The sequence below is a fragment of the Rhizocola hellebori genome, from assembly GCF_016862955.1.
In the GTDB taxonomy this organism is placed as follows: Bacteria; Actinomycetota; Actinomycetes; order Mycobacteriales; family Micromonosporaceae; genus Rhizocola; species Rhizocola hellebori.
The window spans coordinates 98,573-119,703 of record NZ_BONY01000015.1; the positions used below are offsets into that span (position 1 = coordinate 98,573).

Consider the following 21,131-nt stretch of genomic DNA (forward strand, 5'->3'; position numbering starts at 1 on the left):
TGAGCGGGATCAGTCGTTGCGGGCGGTTTCGGGTCCGGTGATCCGGTTCAGCAGGGGGAAGGTGGAGCCGATGATGCCGAGTGAGGCGGCCAGCCCACCGAGCACGATGAGGTAGTAGGCGCTGTCCGGCGGCTTGAGCGTGTAACCCATCTGTGCTTTGAGGAACAGCTGGGCGGCAAGGAATCCGGTGCCGATCGCGACCGCGGCGACGGCCAGCAGCGGCACCGCGCTTTCCAGGGCTACGACGCGGCGCAGCACGCGCAGCTGCACGCCGCTGAGGCGCAGCAAGCTGAACGGGCGCTTGCGATCGCTGAGCCCACCGGCCACGGCCACGGCGAGGCTGCATCCGGCGATGGGCAGGCTGGCCAGGATGACGACGTTGGCCAGTTGCTGGTACCCGGCCAGCTGCGAGGCGAAGGCGGCGTTGAAATCGTCCTCTCTGGACGGTGCGATCCAGAAGTCGGGAAAGGCGACTTCCATAATTGTGCGCGCCTGTTCGACGGCGGCGATCGAGCCGTCGGTGCCGGTCACAATCGACTGCACCGGCAATCGCTGCAGCTCCTCGAGGGACACCGGCGCGGCCTGCAAAACCGTTGCGGCGCCTTGGGATCTGCGGTAGCCGATGAGGTCCGCCCAGACCTGCGCGACGACGGCGCCCTCCTCGCAGCGGCCGTAGGACTGGGCCAAGGCCAGGTCGGCGCAGGAGGCCAGGCCGGGCAGGCCGTCTTTCCCCGGGTTGATCCGCACCACGGTCACGCTCTGTACGCCCGGCACCGAGCGCAGGCCGGCGATGACATCCTCGGAAATCGAGGCCTGTTCGGTGTCGAACTGCTTGGACAGTGTGGTGGCGGTGGGGCCGTAGCCGACGTTGCCACGGTTGGCGACGATGGTGGTGATGACGCCGACGGCGACGCTGGTGACGAAAAGCCCAAGCACCACACCGCTGACGGCACGGAACCCGGCGTGGGGGTTGTCCGCGAGCCGGCGTGCCGCGATGAGCGTGGCCGGGCGGCTGGAGCGGTGGGCAAGCGCTCGGGCGCCAACCATGGTCAGCCAAGGGCCGGCGATGATCAGGCCCACCATGATCAGGAGGAACGGCGGGAGGAATGCCGCTACCTGTCCGGTGGACGTATCTGGTACCCGGCCGATGAAGAATGTCAGCAGGCCGATGCCGATGGCCAGCGGAATCAGCCGGTAGACCCGAGGTGGGCGAGGGGTAACCCTGCGCACCACGCCAAGCGGGGAGATCCGCACCCGTCGCAGCGCGATGCGGGCCGCCGTCGCCGCCGCGGCCGGGACGCCGAGCGCGACCAGCAACGCCGATAGCGCACCGACGCTCATGTCGCTGGGAAAGAAGGGCTCGCCGGTGAAGGGAATCGAGGCGACAGCCCCACGTAACAAGAAGAACAGCGCGAAGCCGCCCGCGGTGCCGATTACGGCGGCGGCGGTCGACTCGACGGCCGAGATGACTGAGACCTGGCGGGGGGTCGCGCCGATCAGGCGCATCGCGGCGAAGCGCTGCTCCCGGCGGACAGCGGTGAGCCGGGTCGCCGTGGTGATGAAGATGAGCACGGGAAACAGCAGGCCGCCGGCCACGACGGAGAGGATGAGGTCCACGGCAGCGACGGGCACACTCGGTGCGGTGGTGAGGATTTCGGTGACCTGAACCGCTCCGCGCAGATGCGACAGCTCTTCGGGCGGATGGCCGACGACGATGACCAGCGATTGCGGCGAGGGCAGCGCCGACGAGCCGATCACCCCAACCTGGTGCGCGGGAAAGCGGGCCCCGAGCTGGGCGGCCGGGGTGGTGGCCAGCAGGGCGGCAAGGGCAGGCGAAGCGTAGAACTCGCCCGGGCCGGGCAGCCGCGGGATGCCGGGCGGGACCGGGGCGCGGGATCCCGTTGCGGCGACATCGATCCGGTCGATGGACCGGCCGTCGAAGTAGTCGCCGCGATGCAGCCACCACACCGGATCCACCGAAGCCGCCGCCGTGCTCGCGGGTGCCGCGTTCATCCACGCGGACCTTCCGAACTGAGCGTTGACAGCGTTGACGGTGGCCACGGTGGCCAGCAGCATGCCGACGCCGAGCGCCACGGCCACGGCGATGATGACAAGGCGGATGACCGCTTCCCGCCCGCTGGTCACGGCCAGGCGAAGACCCAGGCGGATCATGAGCCGATCCGATCGGGGGTCAGGGTGTTCACCAGGCCGTCGCGCATGATGACCTCGCGATCGGCGTAGACGGCCACCCTGGGCTCATGGGTGACGAGGATGACGGTCGTGCCGTGCTCGCGGGCGGAGGCGACGAGCAGCTCCATAACCCGTTCGCCGGTAAGCGAATCGAGCGCGCCCGTCGGCTCGTCGGCGAAAAGGATCTCAGGCCCGCAGACCAGCCCCCGGGCCAGCGCGACGCGTTGCGCCTGGCCTCCCGACAACTCGCCGGACCTGCGCTGCTCCAGCCCTTCCAGGTCAAGGCGTTCGAACCAGGCTCGGGCCTGGCGCAGCGCCGCCGCTCTGCGCTGGCCGCCGAGCAACAGTGGCAGGGCAACGTTTTCCTCCGCGGTCAGCTCGGGCACGAGCTGACCGAACTGGAAGACGAACCCGAATCGTTCCCGGCGCAACGTGCTGCGCTCGGGCTCGCCCATGGTGTCGACCCGGCGGCCGTCGAACCAGATCTCTCCCGAGTCGGGGGCCAGGATCCCGGCCAGGCTGTGCAGCAGAGTCGACTTTCCCGACCCGCTCGGGCCCATGATGGCGACGATCTCGCCACGCGACGCGGAGAGGTCCGCGCCGCGCAGAGCCGGTGTCGAGCCGAACGACACCACGACATCCTTGGCCGCGATGAGGGTCATGGCCGCACCGCCTTGGCCAGGGCGTCGAGCCGGGCCACGGTCAGATCGATCCAGCGCAGATCCGCGTCGAGGTGGAACAGCCCGTGGTCGGCAAGGAGCATGTCGACGAGGTTTTCGCCCCGTTTGATCTCGTTGAGCTCACGCATGCGCCGCAGATGGGCGCGGCGTTGGGTGTCGAGGTACTCCTCGGCCGGCCGGCCCAGCATCAACGCGAGCACCACCTTGGCGAAAAGCACCGTCTGCAGGTGGGGCTCGGGCTCAACGGGCTCGGTCAGCCAGGTGTCGACCTCGGTCGCGCCCAGATCGGTGATCACGTAGCGTTTCCGCTCCGGACCCTCGCCGGGCCGGACATCGCCCATGACCACCTTGCCGTCGCGGGCGAGCCGGGCGAGGGTCGAGTAGACCTGGCCGAAGGGCAGCGGCTTGCCGCGGCCGAAGAAGGTGTCGTAGTCGCGTTTGAGGTCGTAGCCGTGGCTAGGCTCCCGCTCAAGCAGGCCGAGGAGGGTAAGAGGAACGCTCACCCGGAGGACCATACACCGGGTGTATACGCCGCGTACATACCTGCTTAGTCGAGAAGTGATTTCATCTTGCTCGCCACCAGCGCGGTGGCCCGCTGCGGCATCAGCCGGGAAAGCCGATCGAGCAGACGGGCGTCGCCGCCGATGCGCACCCGGAAGCTGCCCTTCTCGACCGCCTCGATGATCTGCCTTCCGGCATCGGCGGGCGTGGTCAGCTTGGTCTTGGCGGCACTTGATTCCATGTCCATGCCGCGCATGCTGACCCCGGAGTTGCCCAGGATGTTGGTGGCGACGCCGCCGGGAAAGACGACGGTCACCGCCACCGAGGTGCCGCGCAGCTCCGCGTAGAGCCCCTCGGTCAGCAGCTTCACCGCTGCCTTGCTTGCGCCGTAAGCGCTTTGGCCCGGTACAGGAACCAGCGCGCCCATGCTCGAGACGTTCACCAGGCTCGCCTCGTGGCGGTGAAGAAGCTCGGGCAGGAAGGCCTTGGTCATGTTCAGGACGCCCCAGAAATTGACTTCCATCACGCGTTCGATCTCGTCGAACTTCAGGTCTTGCACGCGCGCGAAGCGCTGCACGATGCCCGCCACATTGATGACGCCGTCGACCCGGCCGTGGGTGGAGATGACCTCCTCGGGCAGGGCCTCCACCGCGTCCCGGTCGGTGATGCTCAGGGCATGGGCGCTCATCCGGGCCTGGCCCGCTCCGGCGAGGCGGGCGGTTTCGGCCAGACCCGTGTCGCTCAGGTCGACGGCGGCGACGCGCGCGCCACGGGCGATGAGCCCGAGCACGACCTCGCGGCCGATGCCGTTTCCGCCTCCGGTGACGACGAAGACCTTATCCTCGATCTGCATTTTCGATCTGCCTCCTTCTTATTGGGTACCAGGTAAGCCCGGCCGCCGACGGCATAACGGCGATTCAGCCCGTGGCACTGCGGGCGGAGGCGTGACGCCCGGCGAGGAAGCCGAAGACGGCGGCCGGCGCGATGGTCGACCCAGGCCCCGGATAGGTATGTCCCATAACGGATGCGGTGCTGTTGCCCGCGCCGTAGAGGCCGCCGATCGGTTCGCCGTCGGCGTCCAGGCACCGCGAATGCTCGTCGGTGAGCAGGCCGCCCTTGGTGCCGAGGTCGCCCGGCACCAGTTGCACCGCGGTGAACGGCCCCTTCTCCAGCGGCCCAAGGTTCGGGTTCGGCTTGACCCCGGGGTCGCCGTAATAGTTGTCGTAGACGGTGCGGCCGCGGCCGAAGTCCTCATCCACGCCGCGGCGGGCGAAGCCGTTGAACCGGTCCACCGTCGCGCGCAGCTTGGCCGGCTCCATGCCCAGCTCGATCGCCAGCGCCTCAACGGTTTCGGCCGACCGGACGGTGCCGGCCGCGCGCAGCTTCTTGGTGCCCTGGGCGAGCGAGGAGAACAGGTACCGGCGGCGGTGCCGCGCGTCGACGATCAGCCAGCTCGGGATCGCCGGCACGGTCTCGTCGCGGTGCAGCATGGCGTGGCCGAAATCCACGTAGCTCGCCGACTCGTTGGTGTAGCGCTGCCCGCTCGAGTCGACGACGATGCTGAATGGCATCGAGCGTTCCGACACCACGAACCCGTGGGATCCGTCGGGCATCGGCACCGATGGCCCCCACCACGCATCGTCCATAAGCGACAGTTGCGCGCCGATGTCCCCGGCGATGCGGATGGGATCGCCGAGGTCTCCCTCGGCGGCGGAGGTGTAGCCCGGCACACCGTGGTATTTCTGCCGCCATTCAGCATTGCGGGCGAAGCCACCGGCCGCGATCACGACACCGCCCTTGGCCCGGACCCGTACGGGTTTGCCGTCAGCCCCGGCCACGATCGCCCCGGTGACGGTGCGCCCTTGCACGACGAGCTCGGTCAGCGGCGTATTGAGCAACACTTCGGTGCCCTGGCGCACCACGATGGCCATGAGGTTGGCGCTCAGCCCGGCGCCGATGCCGTAAAGGCGCTTGCCGCGGGCAACGCCCCACAGCGCGCGGAACACAAAACGTGCGCCCCGCCGGAAACCCGAGAACGTCGACCAAGCGCGGCTCAACAGCCAGACGTCGTCGGTATTCAGCGGCACGGGTGGGGTCGCGCCGACGAACCGGGCGCTTGCCAGCCAGGGGCCAAGCTGGCGTACGTCGAAGGGTTCCGCTTCGATGCCGCGGCCGGTCATGCCACCGGGCCGGTCGGGGTAGTAGTCGGGGTAGTCGGGCGCGGCCGCCCACCGCACACCGAGCCGTTCGAGGAAGGAGAAAACCTGTGGCACCGTTTCGACGAAGGCGCGCCTGCGCGCGGGAGAACTGGCCGGACCAGCGTCGCCGATGCTGGCTTCCAGGTAGGTCAGGGCCTTGGCCACCGAGTCGTCGCGGCCCATCTTGCGGATGAGCGGGTTGGTCGGCATCCACAGTCCGCCACCGCTGAGCGCGGTGGTGCCGCCCCATTTCGAGGTGCTTTCCACGACCAGCACCCGGCGGCCGGTGTCGGCCGCGGCGATGGCAGCGGTCAACCCGGCCGCCCCTGTGCCCACGACAAGCACGTCAACTTCGCGATCCCACGTGCCGTTCACAGCGCCTCCACCAGTAGGTTTACCGTCGGCATGGGTAGCCGATCGGCTATTCGAAAAGCTAGCCGATCGGCTACCCTGGCGCAAGGGCTCGTATCATCAACCGGGGGCAGAGCCCACTGAAGCGACGGGGGTGTGTGATGGCGGATCCGGGCACGCGGCCCGATCGTCCGGCCCGGGAGCGCGTGATGGAGGCGGCGTTGGACCTGTTCGCCGCGCACGGCGTCACCGGCACCTCACTGCAGATGATCGCCGACCACATGGGCGTCACCAAAGCCGCTGTGTACCACCAATTCCACACCAAGGAAGACATCGTCCTGGCGGTGATCGGCCCGGCGCTGGAGACGCTGACCAAGGTCGCTGACGCGGCCGACCGGCAGCGCGCCCACCGGCGGCGCCTGGAGTCCGCGCTCAACGGCATCGTCGATCTGATCATCAAGAATCGCCGGCTGACCGCCATCGTCCAGTTCGATCCCATGGTCGCCGAGCTGGTCCGCGCCCACCCGTCGCGCACCTCGATCGAGCGGATCCGCGGCATGTTCACCGGCGCCGATCCGGATGCCTCGGCTCTGGTCAGCGCCGCGATGGTCAGCGGTGGCCTGGTGATGGCCGGCATCGACCCGGCCCTCGACGGCCTCAGCGATGAAGAGCTGCGCCGCCACCTTTTCGACACCGCTTGGCGTTTGCTCAAACCGCGCACGGCCAGCTTGTCGGCTTCCGGTGGCCGAGTGGCCCAACCGACCGGGCGGGTCTAGCATGCCATCATCCAGTCGACTTTGGACCCGGGAGACCGAGCATGACCCAAGATCCGATGCAGGGCCTCGACGCGCAGGGCATCCGTGACGCTGCGGCCAACGTCGTGGAGCGCGACATCGACGGCGATGGGCAACCCGACAGCTTCCTGGTCGACGTCGACGGCGATGGCGAAATCGACATGGCGCTCTACGACGACGACGGCGACGGCGTGACCGACCGCGTAATCCGCTCCGCGGAGTAGCCCGCTGCCCGGTAACAGGCGCGGCAAGCCAACGGCGACGACGGCTTCATCCGCTCCGCGGGGCAGCCTGCCGCACGGTGCCAGGCGCGGTCAGCCGCTGCGCTGCCAACCGGATCGGCGGGCCAGGCGGTGTTAGCAGTGTGCGAATTCTCCTAGCGCTTTTGTGTGCCGGTGCGGTGGTCGGCGGTTGCACGCCCGCCACCGAGCGTGGGGCCGTGGCGTCGTCTGCTCCGGCGCCGGGGCCGGCTGCCAGTGCCGCTGACAGTGGTTGGCGCGTGCAGTCCAAAACCGACCTCGGTGGGGCAGAGGCGTATGGCCTGGCCGTGACCGAGGACACGGTCTGGGCGGTGTCCTATCAGGCCGGCACGCTGGTGCGGGTGAACGTGGACGACGGCGCGGTGGTGGCAACGATTCCGCTGGCCGGGCAGCCGGCGTCGCTGCTGTCCGCCGCGGGAAGCCTCTGGGTCGCCGCTTACGGCGGTCACCTGTATCGCCTCGACGCCGCCGCCGGATCGGTGACCGCGGACGTGCCCGAAGTCGGGGAGATCTGCTGCGACCTCAGCTTCGGCGGCGGCCTGGTGTGGGCGCTCAATCCGGCGGGCTTTCTGCTCGGGGTGGATCCGGTGACCGCTGTGGTAGCGAAGCGGTATCCGGTACCCGTCAATAGAAATGCCCATTCAAATGTTGTCTTTGCGGGCAACTCGGTATGGGTCGCCAGCGATGGTGGGCCAATGCTGCAAATCGATCCAAAGACCGGAAACTCCACCCAGGTCGACGTCGGCGGTGGCGTGCCCTTCTTTGCTCGCGGCGCGCGGCTGTGGGGTGCTGACGCGACAGCGGTTTGGGCCCTCGACCCGGCGACAGCCAAAGTGGTGCAACGTGTTGCGCTGACCGATTCGGCGGAGGTGATGGCGCTCGCGGTCGACGGCAACACGCTGTGGGCGGGCATTCGCCACCCCGGGCGAATAGGGGCCGTGCAGCGGATCGACCTCGGAACCGGCCGGGTGCTGGCAGAATCGCGCGACATCACCATTCCCGCCCGGATCGAGATCGGTCATGGCTCGGTCTGGATCACCGACTCGGGCAGCAGCTTGCTTTGGCGCGTCGTGCGCTGAGCCAGCCGCGGTCCAACAGGATTGCAACATAACTCCAACCGCCGGCAGGTCGGATGACGGGCGCAGGCCGCAACGTGTGGCGTGCTCGTAACGACCTGACGGAGGATCCATGTTGACATATCTGTCCCGCCGCCTGGCCATCGCGGTGAGTGTGGCCACGGTCATCGGTGGCCTGGCCGGCGTGCCCTCGGCCGCGGCCGCGCCGGATGCCGGCGGCGTCGGCGAGGTCCGGATGGCCGACCCTGCCAAGGCTCTGCCCGACAGCTTTATCGTCGTTCTCAAGGACAGTGCAGGGGTGGGGATCCAGGCGGCCGGAATCGCGGCCAAGCATGGCGTGTCACCGCGGTTCACCTACACCTCGGCGCTCAAGGGTTTCGCGACGCAGACCACGCTGGCCCAAGCCCGCCGCATCGCCGCCGATCCGGCCGTGGCCTATGTCGAGCAGGACCAGATCGTCACCACCCAGGTGTTCGTGCAGCCCAATCCGCCCTCATGGGGGTTGGACCGGATCGATGAAAGGTCGCTGCCGCTGGACATGAAGTACCACTATCCGAACACCGCCCAGCGGATCACCGCCTTCATCATCGACACCGGGATTCGCTTTACCCATCAGGAGTTCGGCGGTCGTGCGGTGCTCGGCATCGACACCGTCGGCGATGGCCAGAACGGCAACGACTGCCACGGGCACGGCACCCACGTCGCCGGGACCGTCGGCGGCCGGTCGGTCGGCATCGCCAAGCAGGTGAAGCTGGTCGCAGTCCGGGTGCTCGACTGCACCGGCTCGGGCAGTTTCGCCGGCGTCATCGCGGGCGTCGACTGGGTGACCACTCAGGCGCTGACGACCCACGTGCTGGGCGTGGCCAACATGAGTCTGGGCGCGCCTGGCACCAGCGCGGCCATGGAGACGGCCGTGACCAACTCCATCGCCGCCAACGTGCACTACTCCCTCGCCGCGGGCAACAGCTTCGGCGCCGACGCGTGTAACTTCACCCCGGCCCGCACCCCGCGCGCCACCACCGTGGGCGCCACCGACATCACCGACACCCGGGCCGGTTTCTCCAACATAGGAACCTGCCTGGACCTGTTCGCCCCCGGCGTGAACATCTACTCGGCCTGGGCGACGGCCGACAACGCGTACAACACGATCAGCGGGACTTCGATGGCCTCGCCGCATGCCGCCGGCACCGCAGCGCTGTGGCGTCAGCGGTTCCCGGCCGACAACGCCGACCAGGTGGCGGCCGCTCTGGCCGCCAACGCCACCCCGGGCGTGGTGATCAATCCTGGTGTGGGCTCGCCGAACCTCTTGCTGTTCATGGGAATGATCCCGATGTGACCTCAGTCGGGTGAGGACGCGGTGGTGCGGCGAAGGGCCCGCACCACCGCACTAACTGATCTTGGCGAGCATCCCGGCGACGGTGGCTGTCCCGCCCCGGATCCGAGCCGTTCGCAAGTCCTGTTCGGACAGTCGTTCCTGGACGGCGTCCCAGGTCGCTTGCCAGGCAGGCAGTTCGATGGCCGGCACCACGGTGCCGATCGTCTCCCGCAAGGCGGCCGCCAGCGCAAGCAGCTCGGCGGCCCGGCTCACCTCGCCGCGCGCGACGAAGGCCTGGGCCAGCGCGTCGAGCAGGCTGGACTGCCGCCATCGATCGCCCAGGGCCAGATGCAGATCCAGGCTTGCCCGCAGGGTGCCGATGGCGCTGGAGACCTTGCCCTGGCGCAGCTCGACCAGACCGAGCAGGTCGAGCGCCCACGAGATGCCCTCCTTGACCTCCAGCTTGGAGAAGGTGGTCAGCGCGTCATCGACCAGCTCCCGTGCCTGTTCGTTGCGCCCGCGATAGTAGGCGACAGCGGCGAGGTGGATCTGCGCCGAGGCAAGGCATTCGCTGTCGCCGGAGCTCTGGTATCGGCGGTATGCCTTGTCCAGCAACTGTTCCGCCTGGTCGAGATCGCCGGCGAGCCAGGCGGTGAAGCCGCTGAGCATGAGCACCCCGGCGGCCGCGAAGTCGTCACAGGGCAGGGCTGCGGCCTGCTGCAGACAGGCCAGGGAGGCCTCGTACTCGCCGCGTTCCCGAGCCACCGAGCCGAGCAGGCGCAAGGCCCGGCAGGCCCCGGCGTGGTCGTCGTGGCGACGGTGAATCTCCAGGGCGCGTTCGGCGGAGGCCTGCGCCTCGCCGTAATTGCTGACAAGGAACGAGAACATGGCGTCGCTGGCCCATGCCGCGCCGACCGTCACCGTTTCGGCGGCCGGCAGCTCGTGCTGGCGGGCCAGCGCCTGCCTGATCCAGAGCTGACCCTGGCGATACTGCCCGCGCAGCTGGCAATAGCGGGCCAACGCGACGGCCAATCTTAGCTGTGGCAACGGGTTTGGTGTTTCGGCATACCAGGCCATGGCCGTGCGGACGTTGTCGTGGTCGGCCGCCAGCCGCTCCAGCCCATCGGCCATCGACGGGCCACACAGGCCCTGATCGGCTTGCTCCGCTTCGTGCAGGACGTGGGCAGCATGCCTTTCCCGCGCGGCCGTCCTCTCCGGCGGGCACTCAGCAAGCCGATCCCAAGCCCACCGCCGAATCGTTTCCAGCAGCCGATATCTGGTACCGGTGGGCTGCCGCTCCACCACCACCAACGACTTGGCGACGAGGTCGGACAGGGCATCGACGGCGGGACGCTCACCCGGTTGCGGGTGCCACACCGCCTCGGCGGCGGCAAGGGAGAACCCTCCGGCGAAAACCGCGAGCTGCCGAAAACGGGCCTGCGTCGGCATATCGAGCAGGTCGTGACTCCACTCGATCGACGCGTCGAGCACCCGATGGTGCGGATGCTCGGCGTACCGTCGCACGCGCAGCAGGCTGGGTTCGTTGAGCCGGGCGGCGATCTCCTTCACGGTGAGCACCTCTGTCCGGGTGGCGACCAGCTCAAGAGCCAGCGGCAGCCCGTCCACGGCCGCGCACACCGCCGCGAGCGCGGGCGCGTCGGCATCGGTCAGATAGCGCACGGTCTGCGCGGTGGACCGTTCCAGCAGCAGGCACACCGCGTCGTATCGCTTCACCTCGTCCAGCCGCATCGGTACCGCGCCGCCCTCGCCCAGCGGCGGCACCGCCAGCAGCGGCACCGGGAAGGTCACCTCGCCGGGCAGCCCCAGCGCCTCTCGGCTGGTGGTCAGCACCCGCAGCGCGGGGCACGACGACAGCAGGGTGGCGGTGAGCGCGGCGCAGGCGTCGAGCAGATGCTCACAGTTGTCCAGCACGAGCAGGCATTGCCACGAGCGCAGGTTTTCGGTCAGGGCTTCCAGCGGGCCGAGGTAGGGGCCTTCCGAGATGCCCAACGCGGCCGCCACCACAGCCTGTACCTGCGCGTGTTCGGTGACCGGGGCGAGATCGATGAACCACGCCCCGTGCGCGAAGCCCGGCGCCAGCTCGCGAGCGACCGCGATCGCCATGCGGGTCTTGCCGCAGCCGCCGACACCGGTCAGGGTGACCAGGCGATGCTGGGTCAGCTGCGCGCGCACCTCGGCCAGCTCGGCGTGCCGCCCCACCAGCCGGGTCAGCGGGCTGGGCAGCGCCGGCTGCGCCCGCCTGGTGGCCGAGGCGGCCGGTTTCTGCTGCTGCCGGCTGTCGTCCGCCAAAATCGTCGCCTCCAATCGGCGCAGGCCGGGGCCCGGTTCCACACCCAGCTCGTCGACGAGCCGGGCCCGCGCTCGCCGATAGGCGTTCAACGCCTCGCCCCGCCGGCCGGCCTGGGAAAGGGCGAGCATCAGCAGCTCCCACAGCCGTTCCCGCAGCGGATGGCGGGCCACAAGGGATTCCAGCTCCGAAGTGACCGCCGCGTAGTCGCCCAGCTTCAGCTGTGCGGTCAGCAGGTCCTCGGTCGCGAAGTGCCACAGCTCCCGCAGCCGGGTCGCCTCGGCTCGTGCCCATGCGCCGGTGGTGCAGTCGGCGAGCACGTCGCCACGCCATAGGCGAAGGCCGGCCTTGAGGTGCGCGACGGCTTGCGGGATCGCCTCCGCCGCCAGGGCTGTTCCGGCGAGCCGGACGCGTTCCTCGAAGCGGCGCACGTCAACCCATTCCGGCGGAACGTTTAGCGCGTAACCCGAGGCGCGCGTCGTGATCAGACCGTCCAAGCTCGACGCGGTGAGCCGGCGTCGAAGGTGGGCGACGTAGGTGCGCAAGGTCAGGGCGGCGGCGGTGGGCGGATTGGCGTCCCAGATGCCATCGATCAGGGCTTCGCGCGACACCACGGCGGGAGCTCGCAACCCCAGCAGTCCCAACAGGGTGCGCAGCCGTGGGCCGCCGATGCGCATCGTGCCGGTGGGGTCTGCGAACTCCACCGGCCCGAGCAACCGGAGGTCGATCGTGGCTCCTGCATCATCGTCTATGCCTTATGCTATCGCTTCCGATCGATTCTTTTCGACGGGTACGGGCCGGGCGCTCGCCGCGCCCGGCCCGTACTCTGGTCGATTTTCAGCTGGCGGTGCAGGTTGGGGTCGGGTTGGTGTTGGTGCTGTTGTTCCAGCTGGCGAGGAAGCCGAAGGTGATGTTCTGCCCCGCGTTGATGGTGCCGTTGTAATTCACGTTCGTCGCGGTCACGCTGGCACCGGTCTGCGGCGCGTTGGCGCCCCAGACCTGGGTGATGGCCTGGCCGTTGGCCCAGGTCCAGGTGACCCGCCAGCCGGTGATGTTCTGCGATCCGGCGGTGACCTTTATTTCGCCCTGGAAGCCGCTCGGCCACTGACCGATCCGGGTGTAGGTGGCGGTGCAGCTACGGGTGCCGCCGCTCGGGCTGGGGCTCGGGCTTGGCGACACGCTGGGGCTGGGCGACGGGCGGGGGCTCGGCGACACGCTGGGGCTGGGTGACGGCGAGCAGGTCGGGCAGTTGTAGACGCTGGCCTCCCGGGCGGTGGCCCGGATGCCGTTGGTGCCGTTGAAGATCCGCTGACCCCAGGTGGTGAGCTGGCTGGGGTTGAAGCTGGTCGCCATGTCCAGGATCGGATCGGTGTTCCCGCTCCAGGACCAGCCGAGGTAGCCGAGCCCGCGGGCCTGCGCCTCGGACAGAATCGTCTCATGATCCACTTCGCCGGTGTTGAACCTCCACCCGAACTCGCCGATGACCAGCGGCCATCCCGCGGTCTGGAACCGGTTGAGGTAGTCAGTGATGCTGGCCGCGGTGTTGAACACGGCGTACATGTGGATCGACAGCACGGTGTTGCGCCTGGTGTCGGCGTTCAGAATCGTCTGTGCGTTGTCGCGCATGGTGAACTGCCAGTCCTGGCCCCAGTTCGGCGCGTCGACCATGAGCAGGTGCTCGAAGCCGTTGGTGCGCATCCGCTGGATAGCCGCGGTGGTGGCGGCGGTCCACTGGGCGGCATTGTTGTTGCCGATCGGCTCGTTGCCGATGTTGATGACGACGTAATTCTCCTGACCGACCAGCGCGGCCTTCTGGCTGATCCAGTAGGTGACCGCCTCGTCGAGGCTGGCAGCCGCGCCGTCCTCGCCGAAACCGGTGGTGTCATGCACTTCCAGCACACAGATCAGCCGGTTCTGCTTGCACATCGTGATGACGGCGGCGACGTCGGTGGACGGGCCCCACCGCTTGCCGCTGCCCAGCACCACCCGCACGGTGTTGGCGCCGAGCGCTTTGATGTTGGCGAAGGAGCTGGTCTGGTTGGTGAACCAGATGTGGGGGTGGTTGACCCCTCGCATGATGAAGTTCTGGCCGTTGGCCTCGACAATGTTGCGGCCGCTGATATGCAGCCCGACGGCCGCGGCCGCGGGCTGGACATTCACCAGGATGGACACGGCGGCAAGGGCGGCGGCCGCTAACGCGACGCCAAGAATGCTGGGACGACTTTTCATGACCTACCTCGGGAAGGGCCCCGGAATTGGGGGCACGACGGACTCACCCCAGGCGTGAAGCTGCGACGATCACTGCCCTGATCTCGTGGGATGGGCGCAGTCCATTGGCGTTGTTACGTTTGCAATTCCGGCTCCTGGTGGCACGGTACGCTTCACCATCGTCCAGCGCAATCGATGCACGTCGACCGGTCGGGAGGAGCGCGGATGGCCAATGACGCGGGTGTGCGTCGCAGCAGCATGCGGGAAGTGGCGCGGGCGGCGGGCGTGTCGGTGTCGACGGTGGCCAATGTGCTCAGCCGGCCGGCGATCGTCGCGCCGGAAACCCGCCGCCGGGTCGAGCAGGCCATCCGCCACATGGGCTACGTGCGCCACGGTCCCGCCCGCCAGCTGCGCGGGCTGCCCAGCCCGATCGTCGGCAGCGTCATCCTCGATCTGGCCAACCCGTTCTTCGCCGAGCTCAACCGGGGCATCGAGGACCGGCTGGCCGAAGCGGGCTGCCTGGTCCTGGCCTGCAGCACCGATCTTCAGCCGGCCAAGGAGCGACAGGTCCTGGATCTGTTGGAGGAGCAGGCGGTGCGGGGCGTCATCATCGCCCCGATCGGGCCGGATCCGGCTGTCCTGCTGGAGATGAGCCGGCGCGGCACGCCGGTGGTCCTGGTCGATCGCCCGCGCGACGGGCTCGACCTGTGCGCGGTGGGGGTGGACGACGTGCTGGGCGGCAGGCTCGCCGCGGAACACCTCCTCTCCCTGGGCCATCGCCGGATCGTCTACCTGGGTGGGACTTTTGAGACCGGGACGGTCATCCGCCGCCGCGAGGGGGTGCGTCAGGCGATGCGGGCGGCCGGGCTCGATCCCGATGACCTCCTGATCGACCTGCGGTTGCCGATCCATCCGCCGCCGCTGGTGGAGGCCGCGGCCGCCGGGGTGCAGCAGATCCTCGCCGAGCGGCCGCTGCCCACGGCCGTGTTGTGTCTCAACGACACCGCGGCCCTCGGCGTTCTGCACGGGCTGGGTGTGGCGGGCGTGAAGGTGCCGCAGGACATCTCTGTCGTCGGCTACGACAACCTGGCCTTCGCGGCCGGGCTGGCGCCCGCGCTGACCACCGTGAACCAGCCGAAGTATCAGCTGGGCCGGGCCGCCGCCGATCTGCTGCTGGACGAGGCGCGGCCCGACCACGCCCACCGGGAGATCAGATTCCGGCCGTCGCTGGTGATCCGGGCCTCCACCGCCCCACCGCGCCGCGCCTAGTTACCACGTTTGTAACCGCCCGGCCGCTTTCGGTTGTATCGATCTTGATCCATCGTGCGACGCATGACGGTTGGTGTTCCGGCGCCCGCACGCCTGCCACGGCCCTTTCCTGTCCTGGGACATGCGATTCATCTGATGAGGTCGCCGCTGCGGTTCGTGGAAACCCTGCGCTCCCATGGCGATGTGGTCCGGATCCGGCTCGGCCCGCAGCCGGTGCATTGGGTGAACAATCCGGATCTGGTGCGGCAGGTGCTGGCCTCGGGCTCGTTCACCCGTGGTGCCCAGGGCGACAAACTGCGCATCGTGATCGGCAGCGGGTTGGTCACCATCGATGGCGATTTGCACCGGCGGCACCGGCGGCTGATGCAGCCGGCTTTCCACCGAGCGCGCATCGCGGGCTACGTCGAAACCATGCGTGAGCTGACCACGGAGATGACGCAGCGATGGCGTGACGGCGAGCGGATCGAGGCCGACCGGGAGTTCGCCGAGCTGACTTTGCGGGTGGTCGGCAAGACCCTCTTCTCCACCCATCTTGCCGGTGATCTCGTCGACGAGGTGGTGCGATCGATCCCGTTGATGCTGCGCGGGGTCGGCCGTCGCATCCGCGATCCGATCGGGCTGCGGGGCAAGCTGCCCACCCCGGCCAACCGCGAATTCGACTCGGCCATCCGCCGCCTGCGCAAGGTCGTCGACCGGATCATCGCGGAGTATCGCGCCGGCGGCGACGACCACGGCGATGTGGCGTCCATGCTGCTGCTCGCCCACGACGAGGAGACCGGCGAAGGGCTGTCAAATCAAGAGATTTCCGATGAGGTACTGACCCTGCTCACCGCGGGCACAGAAACCACCGCGAACATTCTCGCCTGGGCGATGCACCATCTCGCCGAGCGCCCCGAGGTCGAGGCCCGCCTGCACGCCGAGGTGGAAGCGGTGCTCGGCGACCGCGCGGTGACCGCCGAGGACTTAGCGAGCCTGCGCTACCTGCACGCCATCGTCATGGAAGCGTTGCGGCTCTACCCGCAAGCGTGGATCCTCACCCGGCGAGCCCTCGCCCCGGTGCGGCTGGGCGACATCGAGCTGCCCACCGGCGCCTCGATCTACTTCTCGCCCTATGCGCTGCAACGGGATCCGGCTATCTACCCGAACCCGGACCGGTTCGACCCCGACCGCTGGGCCGACGATCGTTCCACGCTGACCCAGCGCCCTTCCTTCGTCCCCTTCGGTGGGGGCCGGCGGCAATGCATCGGCGATGTCTTCGCCATGACCGAGCTGACCGTCGCCCTCGCCACGATCGCTCAGAACTGGCGCCTGGAAAGGGTTTCCGGGCCACCGGTGCGCATCGACTCCAGCTCGACCCTCAAGCCGAGTCACCTGCCAATGACACCGCGCCACAAACCTCGCGGGTGACTGGAGTGCCACTACATTCTCAGTCGCAAGTCGCTATTTGACGAGGTATAGCCGTAGTCCATTCGATTCCAAGACCTGCACCACCCAATTAGGATTCGGGGATGCTATCGCCGCGGGTGCAGCGCAGCGTTCTCGTCACCGGCGCTACCGGAATCGTCGGGTCGGAGGTTTGCCGGTGGCTGCGCGAGCGACCCGAGCTGGCGGTCACCGCGGTAAGCGCGCGCGGCTCGGCCGAAGATGGCGTGCTGGCCTGGAGAATGGGTGTCGACGAGCCACCTGAGAGTCTGTGCCGGCATTGGGATGTCGTCGTGAACGCTGCCGCCAGCACGCGCTGGAGCATGACCGAGCAGGAGGCGCTGACCGCGAATGTGCGCAGTGTGGAAGCACTGCACCGGCTGGACCCGAGGCCCGGTTTGCTGGTGCATCTTTCGACCACGCATGTCATAGGGCTGCGCGGCAGTGTCGAGTCGCCTCGGCTGGCCGACTATCACAACTCCTATGAGTGGTCGAAGGCCGCGGCCGAGCGCTTTGTGCGCGGCCACTTCCCGGGCACGGTCATCCTTCGCTTTCCCATTGTGCTGGGTCGCCGGCGCGACGGCGAGATCGCTCGCTTCACCGGATTCTTCAAGCTGCTCAAGGCGATTGCGTCGGGGATGATGCCGGCCATCGTCGGTCTTCCCCATGCCTACCTGGAGATGGTTTCGGTCGACGACGTGGCGCGAGCCGTCACCCGGATAGTCACCGAGTCTCGCACCGATCTGACGATGGTGCTCGGCCGGGCCGAGCGGGCGCCTACCGTCGACCACGTATTCGAGTTGCTTTTCTCCGTCATCAACAGCTGGCGCGCCGGGCGCGGAGTCGCCGAGCTGGCCCGGCCGCCGCTGCTGCACCCGGACAGGTGGGACAGATTCTTCCTGCCTTTCGCGCGCCAGCACCTTTCCCCGGCGCAGCAACGGGTCATCGACGTGTTCAGCGAGTTCCGCCCCTACCTGGCGATGACCGAGCCGTTGCCGGCCAGCGAGGTCGTGGGAGAGGTGAGCTCGGTGATCCGGCGCACGGTGGCCTGCTGGGCACAGCGAAACCCAGCCGCGGCAAGCGCTATTCCGCAAGCTTGGTCGTGAGTGGACTATGCCGGGCATCCTCGATCTTCTGGCCGACGCCGCCACCGAGCGGGCCACGCTGCGGACCATCCCCGGGCCGGCCGAGCCGGTGACCCTGGCGCAGGTGTGGCGGCGCAGCGCGGATGCGGGCCGCTATCTGGCGCACCGGGCCGGTCGCGGCTCGGCTGTCGCCATGATGCTGACCACCTCGGCCGACTGTGTCACCGCGCTGATCGGCGGATGGCGGGCCGGGCTCTGCATCGCCTCGCTGCCAACGCCGGCGCGTGCTGTCCCGATGCCCGAATATGCGCAACAGATCGGGGCTGTGCTGCGGTTGATGGAAGCGAAGCTGCTGGTCGTCGACGACGAAGTCGCCTCGGCCATCCCGGAGTTGCCCGTGCCGGTGGTGACGTTCTCGCAAACCCTTTCCGGCTGGGGAGCAAAGACGGCCGACGAGGCCGGTTCGTTTGTTCAGTTCACCTCCGGCAGCACGTCGACGCCGAAGGGCGTGCGGCTGAGTATGGAAGCCATCGGCGAAAACGTCCGCGCGCTCCTCGATGGTGTGGCCAGCCCCGATCCCTTGGTGTCGTGTTCCTGGCTGCCGCTGTCGCACGACATGGGCCTGGTGGGCATGTTCCTCGCCGCGTGGGCCGGGCAGCGGCACGTCTCGCCCGGCGGGCTGGTCCTGATCCGGCCGGAGCGGTTTCTGCGCCGCCCCAGCACCTGGCTTTCGGCCTGTGCGCAGTTCGGTGCGACGGTGACCGCCGCCCCGAATTTCGGGCTGGAGCTGGCTTTGCGCGACCTGGCCGGCTGCGCCTCGCTTGACCTGTCCGCGCTGCGCGTATGCATTGTCGGAGCCGAGCCGGTGAGGGCGGAAACGTTGCGGCGCTTCGCCAAGGAGCTTGCGCCGTTGCGGTTCGACAGCGACGCCCTCTGTCCTGCCTACGGGATGGCCGAGGCGAGCCTGGCCGTGAGCGCCAAGCCGCCGGGCAAGCCTTGGAACAGCTGCCATGTCGACACCTCTGCGCTCGAAATGGGCCGCTGGCAGGAAAGCGGGCCGGGCGAGGGCACGACGGAGCTGGTGGGGCTGGGGGCACCGCTGCCCGGCATCGAGGTCGCGGTCGGTGGGGAGCCGGCCGCGGTGGGCGAGGTTTTGGTTCGCGGCTCTTCCATGTTTGACGGGTACCTGGGCGGCGCTGACCCCCGAGGAGCCGATCGCTGGTTCCCGACCAGGGATCTGGGGATGCTGCGAGACGGCGAGCTCTATGTCACCGGGCGCGCCGACGAGGTGCTCCTGGTCGCGGGCCGCAACCTTTACCCGCACGACGTGGAGGAGGCCGCGGCGCGGGTCGGTGGTGTGCGACGGCATTGCACCGCTGCCGTCGCTTACGGTCCGTCCGACTACGCGATAGTCCTGGAACGGCCCGGCAAACTCGTCGCGGAGGAGGAGCTCAAGCGACTGTGCCGGGCCGTGCGTTTGGAAGTGGCCAAGCGGATCGGCATCGGTCCCGCGGCAGTGATCGTCATCGCGCGGGGGTCGTTCCCGCGCACCCCCAGCGGCAAGCCCCAGCGCAGGCGGCTGGCCGCCCAGGTCGCGTTGCCCGATGCGGCGCTCGAGCTGGCCATGCATTTCGGGTGAACGCCCGCCAAGGTCGCGCACGAAAACGGGAGGGTGCAAAATGGTGCAGGACACTATCTCTGATGTGGTCATCGAGATCCTGGCACGCCATACCGGCCTGGCGCCGGAAGAGATCACGCCGTCGCTGTATGTGCGCGACGACCTCGGCCTGGACTCGATCGACGCCGCCGAGATCATGCTGGTGCTGGAGAAGCGAACCGGCCGGCGATGCGAGGTGGACGAGGCGAGGACGATAAACACGGTCTCGGACATCATCGCCACGATCTCTAGCGGGAGCACGGCATGATCACCGCCGTGGAGATGCACAGCCATCTCGAGCGCTTCCTCGCCGATCGCGACATACCGATGACACGGCTCACCGATCATGTCGAGGAGGTCTTCGGCGTCCCCAGATTGGTGGTCGCGGCCGGATCGGTCATCCACGGCTTCGGTAACCCCGGCAGCGACGTCGATGTCCTCGTCCTGGTGGACAACCCCGGCGTCACAAATTTCCCACTGTCCTCGTACGACGGTCAGCAGGCCTTCGACGTGACGTATCTGGACACCGCCTGGGCCCGCGAGGTCGGTGAGCAGATCGGCGACGGGTCGGCGCTGGCTTGCGTCCACGAGCCGGCGGGATGCGCGAAGACACATGAAACCCTGGTCCAGTTTTCGCGTCTGCCGCTCGGTTTCGTCATCGAGGCCGAGCCGGAGTGGAACGCCTGGGTCTCGCGGATGCGGGGGCCGGCGCTCGGGCGCATCCTGCGGCGCTGGTGGCTGCTTCGGGCGCTTCGCGCCTGGACAGCGGCCCGCATCTTCGGGGCCGACAAACCCTGGCTGGCCGCACACCGCTATTGCGACGCGGGCCTGGCGCTGCTCAACGCCCGGGTGACCGCGGCGGGCGAGGCGTATTTCGGGCCCAAGTGGGTGGCCGCGAAGCTGGCACGGCTCGACGATCAGGCGGGCTTGGCGGTCTACGAGCGCCTCCTGGCCGTCCCGGGCGACGGCGCCGCGCTTCCATCCTATGTGGACAGATGCGAAGAGCTGCTGGAGAGCCTCTCCGCGATCGGGCCGGAATCGCCGCAGGTGCATCTGGTGGCCTCATATGCGCCGGGTGTCAACGTGTTCCGGGCCAACGGCAGGACACTGGTCAGCCGCTGGATGATGCGCGGCGTGGAGTTTGCGGGCCCGCTTCCGCAGGCGGCGATGTCGGCCGGCGGCCCGATCTGGGCGGGAAGGCTGACCGAGCTGCCGTCCTGGCTACGGGCTCTGCTGGTGGCCGACATGGCGTGGCTGGGCATCGCTGATTGGGGTGGACATGACAAGCCGGGTGATTGACGACTCGCGCCGCTGGGCCGCGTTTCACGGGGTGGGCACCTATCAGCTGCTGATGGAGATTCACGCGGCGGTGGAGGACACCCACGGCATGATCTTGCAGGGGCAGCCCCGGGTCGCCGCTTACTGTGCCCGGGACGCGGTGGTGTGCTGCCTCGCCGTGCGATCGCTGGCCACCCGCGGCGAGCTGTGGATGGAGGATCAGGACCCGTTCTACGATCCGTTCAGCGACTGTGGCGAGGCGGAGCACGCGTTGCTGTCGCAGATAGTGGGCGGCCTGACCCGGGCCGGTGACGACGCGGAAGTCGACCTCGCCTATCGGGGATTGGTGGACTTCGTCGGCGAGACCGAACGCCTGCTTGGGTTTTCGGCCTCGCCGGCTTCCATCCGTACCCCCCAGGGAATGTTCCCGGCGCTGCGAGTGGCCCGGGATCTGTTTCACGTCATGGAAACCGCCGGCCTGCCCCAGGTACTGCCAAAATCCTGGACGGCCACCGGGAAGCCGCCAGCAGAGGAGTAGC

Annotated in this window: 18 protein-coding genes; 11 read left to right on the forward strand and 7 right to left on the reverse strand. The window is 68.6% G+C overall.

From position 1 onward, the window contains the following. Positions 1–9: 9 nt before the first annotated feature. The 5 genes from Rhe02_RS14685 to Rhe02_RS14705 form a co-directional block, all read right to left on the reverse strand. On the reverse strand, positions 10–2,172 hold the full coding sequence (locus Rhe02_RS14685; RefSeq protein ID WP_203908760.1) for an FtsX-like permease family protein: 2,163 nt from the start codon (positions 2,170–2,172) through the stop codon (positions 10–12). Then, positions 2,169–2,852 carry an ABC transporter ATP-binding protein gene (locus tag Rhe02_RS14690; RefSeq protein ID WP_203908761.1) on the reverse strand — a complete coding sequence of 228 codons (684 nt, stop codon included), beginning with the start codon at positions 2,850–2,852 and terminating at the stop codon, positions 2,169–2,171. Before Rhe02_RS14690 ends, Rhe02_RS14685 begins: the two co-directional genes overlap by 4 nt. After that, positions 2,849–3,373: a PadR family transcriptional regulator gene (locus tag Rhe02_RS14695; protein ID WP_203908762.1), complete on the reverse strand. Its 525-nt coding sequence runs from the start codon at positions 3,371–3,373 to the stop codon at positions 2,849–2,851. The genes Rhe02_RS14690 and Rhe02_RS14695 overlap by 4 nt, the downstream gene beginning before the upstream one ends. Before the next feature lie 44 nt (positions 3,374–3,417). After that, positions 3,418–4,224, reverse strand: coding sequence for an SDR family NAD(P)-dependent oxidoreductase (locus tag Rhe02_RS14700; protein WP_203908763.1), 807 nt, complete (start codon positions 4,222–4,224; stop codon positions 3,418–3,420). A gap of 64 nt (positions 4,225–4,288) precedes the next feature. Next, positions 4,289–5,944, reverse strand: a complete 1,656-nt coding sequence (locus Rhe02_RS14705; protein WP_203908764.1) for an FAD-binding protein — start codon at positions 5,942–5,944, stop codon at positions 4,289–4,291. Positions 5,945–6,129: 185 nt separating this feature from the next. Here Rhe02_RS14705 and Rhe02_RS14710 point away from each other — a divergent pair, with 185 nt between their 5' ends. The 4 genes from Rhe02_RS14710 to Rhe02_RS14725 all read left to right on the forward strand — a co-directional run bounded on the left by Rhe02_RS14710 (position 6,130) and on the right by Rhe02_RS14725 (position 9,386). Continuing rightward, a complete protein-coding gene (locus Rhe02_RS14710) occupies positions 6,130–6,696 on the forward strand; it encodes a TetR/AcrR family transcriptional regulator (RefSeq protein WP_239123826.1) in 567 nt (188 codons plus the stop codon). 41 nt (positions 6,697–6,737) lie between these two features. Beyond that, on the forward strand, positions 6,738–6,938 hold the full coding sequence (locus tag Rhe02_RS14715; RefSeq protein WP_203908766.1) for a hypothetical protein: 201 nt from the start codon (positions 6,738–6,740) through the stop codon (positions 6,936–6,938). Between the two features lie 275 nt (positions 6,939–7,213). Then, positions 7,214–8,053, forward strand: a complete 840-nt coding sequence (locus Rhe02_RS14720) for a PQQ-binding-like beta-propeller repeat protein (protein WP_203908767.1) — start codon at positions 7,214–7,216, stop codon at positions 8,051–8,053. Between the two features lie 109 nt (positions 8,054–8,162). Next, a complete protein-coding gene (locus Rhe02_RS14725; protein WP_203908768.1) occupies positions 8,163–9,386 on the forward strand; it encodes a S8 family peptidase in 1,224 nt (407 codons plus the stop codon). A gap of 51 nt (positions 9,387–9,437) precedes the next feature. On the opposite strand, the gene Rhe02_RS14730 is transcribed toward Rhe02_RS14725, so the two are convergent. Both Rhe02_RS14730 and Rhe02_RS14735 read right to left on the reverse strand, forming a co-directional pair. Next, complete coding sequence (locus tag Rhe02_RS14730; RefSeq protein WP_203908769.1) at positions 9,438–12,377, reverse strand: AfsR/SARP family transcriptional regulator; 2,940 nt, start codon at positions 12,375–12,377, stop codon at positions 9,438–9,440. Positions 12,378–12,510: 133 nt separating this feature from the next. Continuing rightward, positions 12,511–13,902 (reverse strand): cellulase family glycosylhydrolase, encoded by a 1,392-nt coding sequence (locus tag Rhe02_RS14735; RefSeq protein WP_203908770.1) that lies wholly within the window; start codon positions 13,900–13,902, stop codon positions 12,511–12,513. 204 nt (positions 13,903–14,106) lie between these two features. Between Rhe02_RS14735 and Rhe02_RS14740 the strand changes: the two genes are divergently transcribed. The 7 genes from Rhe02_RS14740 to Rhe02_RS14770 all read left to right on the forward strand — a co-directional run bounded on the left by Rhe02_RS14740 (position 14,107) and on the right by Rhe02_RS14770 (position 21,130). Continuing rightward, entirely contained in the window at positions 14,107–15,150 is a 1,044-nt protein-coding gene (locus Rhe02_RS14740) for a LacI family DNA-binding transcriptional regulator (protein ID WP_203908771.1), read from the forward strand. Positions 15,151–15,213: 63 nt separating this feature from the next. Continuing rightward, positions 15,214–16,557: a cytochrome P450 gene (locus Rhe02_RS14745; RefSeq protein WP_203908772.1), complete on the forward strand. Its 1,344-nt coding sequence runs from the start codon at positions 15,214–15,216 to the stop codon at positions 16,555–16,557. Between the two features lie 101 nt (positions 16,558–16,658). After that, positions 16,659–17,678, forward strand: coding sequence for an SDR family oxidoreductase (locus Rhe02_RS14750; RefSeq protein ID WP_203908773.1), 1,020 nt, complete (start codon positions 16,659–16,661; stop codon positions 17,676–17,678). A 7-nt stretch (positions 17,679–17,685) separates the two neighbouring features. Further along, on the forward strand, positions 17,686–19,296 hold the full coding sequence (locus Rhe02_RS14755; RefSeq protein ID WP_203908774.1) for an AMP-binding protein: 1,611 nt from the start codon (positions 17,686–17,688) through the stop codon (positions 19,294–19,296). Positions 19,297–19,360: 64 nt separating this feature from the next. Next, positions 19,361–19,582, forward strand: coding sequence for an acyl carrier protein (locus tag Rhe02_RS14760; protein ID WP_203908775.1), 222 nt, complete (start codon positions 19,361–19,363; stop codon positions 19,580–19,582). Then, complete coding sequence (locus Rhe02_RS14765; RefSeq protein ID WP_203908776.1) at positions 19,579–20,613, forward strand: hypothetical protein; 1,035 nt, start codon at positions 19,579–19,581, stop codon at positions 20,611–20,613. The genes Rhe02_RS14760 and Rhe02_RS14765 overlap by 4 nt, the downstream gene beginning before the upstream one ends. Beyond that, the gene (locus tag Rhe02_RS14770; RefSeq protein ID WP_203908777.1) at positions 20,594–21,130 is read left to right on the forward strand and encodes a hypothetical protein; all 537 of its coding nucleotides are present in this window, start codon (positions 20,594–20,596) and stop codon (positions 21,128–21,130) included. Before Rhe02_RS14765 ends, Rhe02_RS14770 begins: the two co-directional genes overlap by 20 nt. Position 21,131: the final 1 nt, after the last annotated feature.

Bases quoted from the DNA above. Each gene is read 5' to 3' on its own strand.
- Rhe02_RS14765 (WP_203908776.1), top strand. From the start codon at position 19,579: ATGATCACCGCCGTGGAGATGCACAGCCATCTCGAGCGCTTCCTCGCC.
- Rhe02_RS14735 (WP_203908770.1), bottom strand. From the start codon at position 13,902: ATGAAAAGTCGTCCCAGCATTCTTGGCGTCGCGTTAGCGGCCGCCGCC.
- Rhe02_RS14725 (WP_203908768.1), top strand. From the start codon at position 8,163: ATGTTGACATATCTGTCCCGCCGCCTGGCCATCGCGGTGAGTGTGGCC.
- Rhe02_RS14715 (WP_203908766.1), top strand. From the start codon at position 6,738: ATGACCCAAGATCCGATGCAGGGCCTCGACGCGCAGGGCATCCGTGAC.
- Rhe02_RS14745 (WP_203908772.1), top strand. From the start codon at position 15,214: ATGACGGTTGGTGTTCCGGCGCCCGCACGCCTGCCACGGCCCTTTCCT.
- Rhe02_RS14750 (WP_203908773.1), top strand. From the start codon at position 16,659: ATGCTATCGCCGCGGGTGCAGCGCAGCGTTCTCGTCACCGGCGCTACC.
- Rhe02_RS14740 (WP_203908771.1), top strand. From the start codon at position 14,107: ATGGCCAATGACGCGGGTGTGCGTCGCAGCAGCATGCGGGAAGTGGCG.
- Rhe02_RS14755 (WP_203908774.1), top strand. From the start codon at position 17,686: ATGCCGGGCATCCTCGATCTTCTGGCCGACGCCGCCACCGAGCGGGCC.
- Rhe02_RS14710 (WP_239123826.1), top strand. From the start codon at position 6,130: ATGGAGGCGGCGTTGGACCTGTTCGCCGCGCACGGCGTCACCGGCACC.
- Rhe02_RS14690 (WP_203908761.1), bottom strand. From the start codon at position 2,852: ATGACCCTCATCGCGGCCAAGGATGTCGTGGTGTCGTTCGGCTCGACA.
- Rhe02_RS14685 (WP_203908760.1), bottom strand. From the start codon at position 2,172: ATGATCCGCCTGGGTCTTCGCCTGGCCGTGACCAGCGGGCGGGAAGCG.
- Rhe02_RS14770 (WP_203908777.1), top strand. From the start codon at position 20,594: ATGACAAGCCGGGTGATTGACGACTCGCGCCGCTGGGCCGCGTTTCAC.
- Rhe02_RS14700 (WP_203908763.1), bottom strand. From the start codon at position 4,224: ATGCAGATCGAGGATAAGGTCTTCGTCGTCACCGGAGGCGGAAACGGC.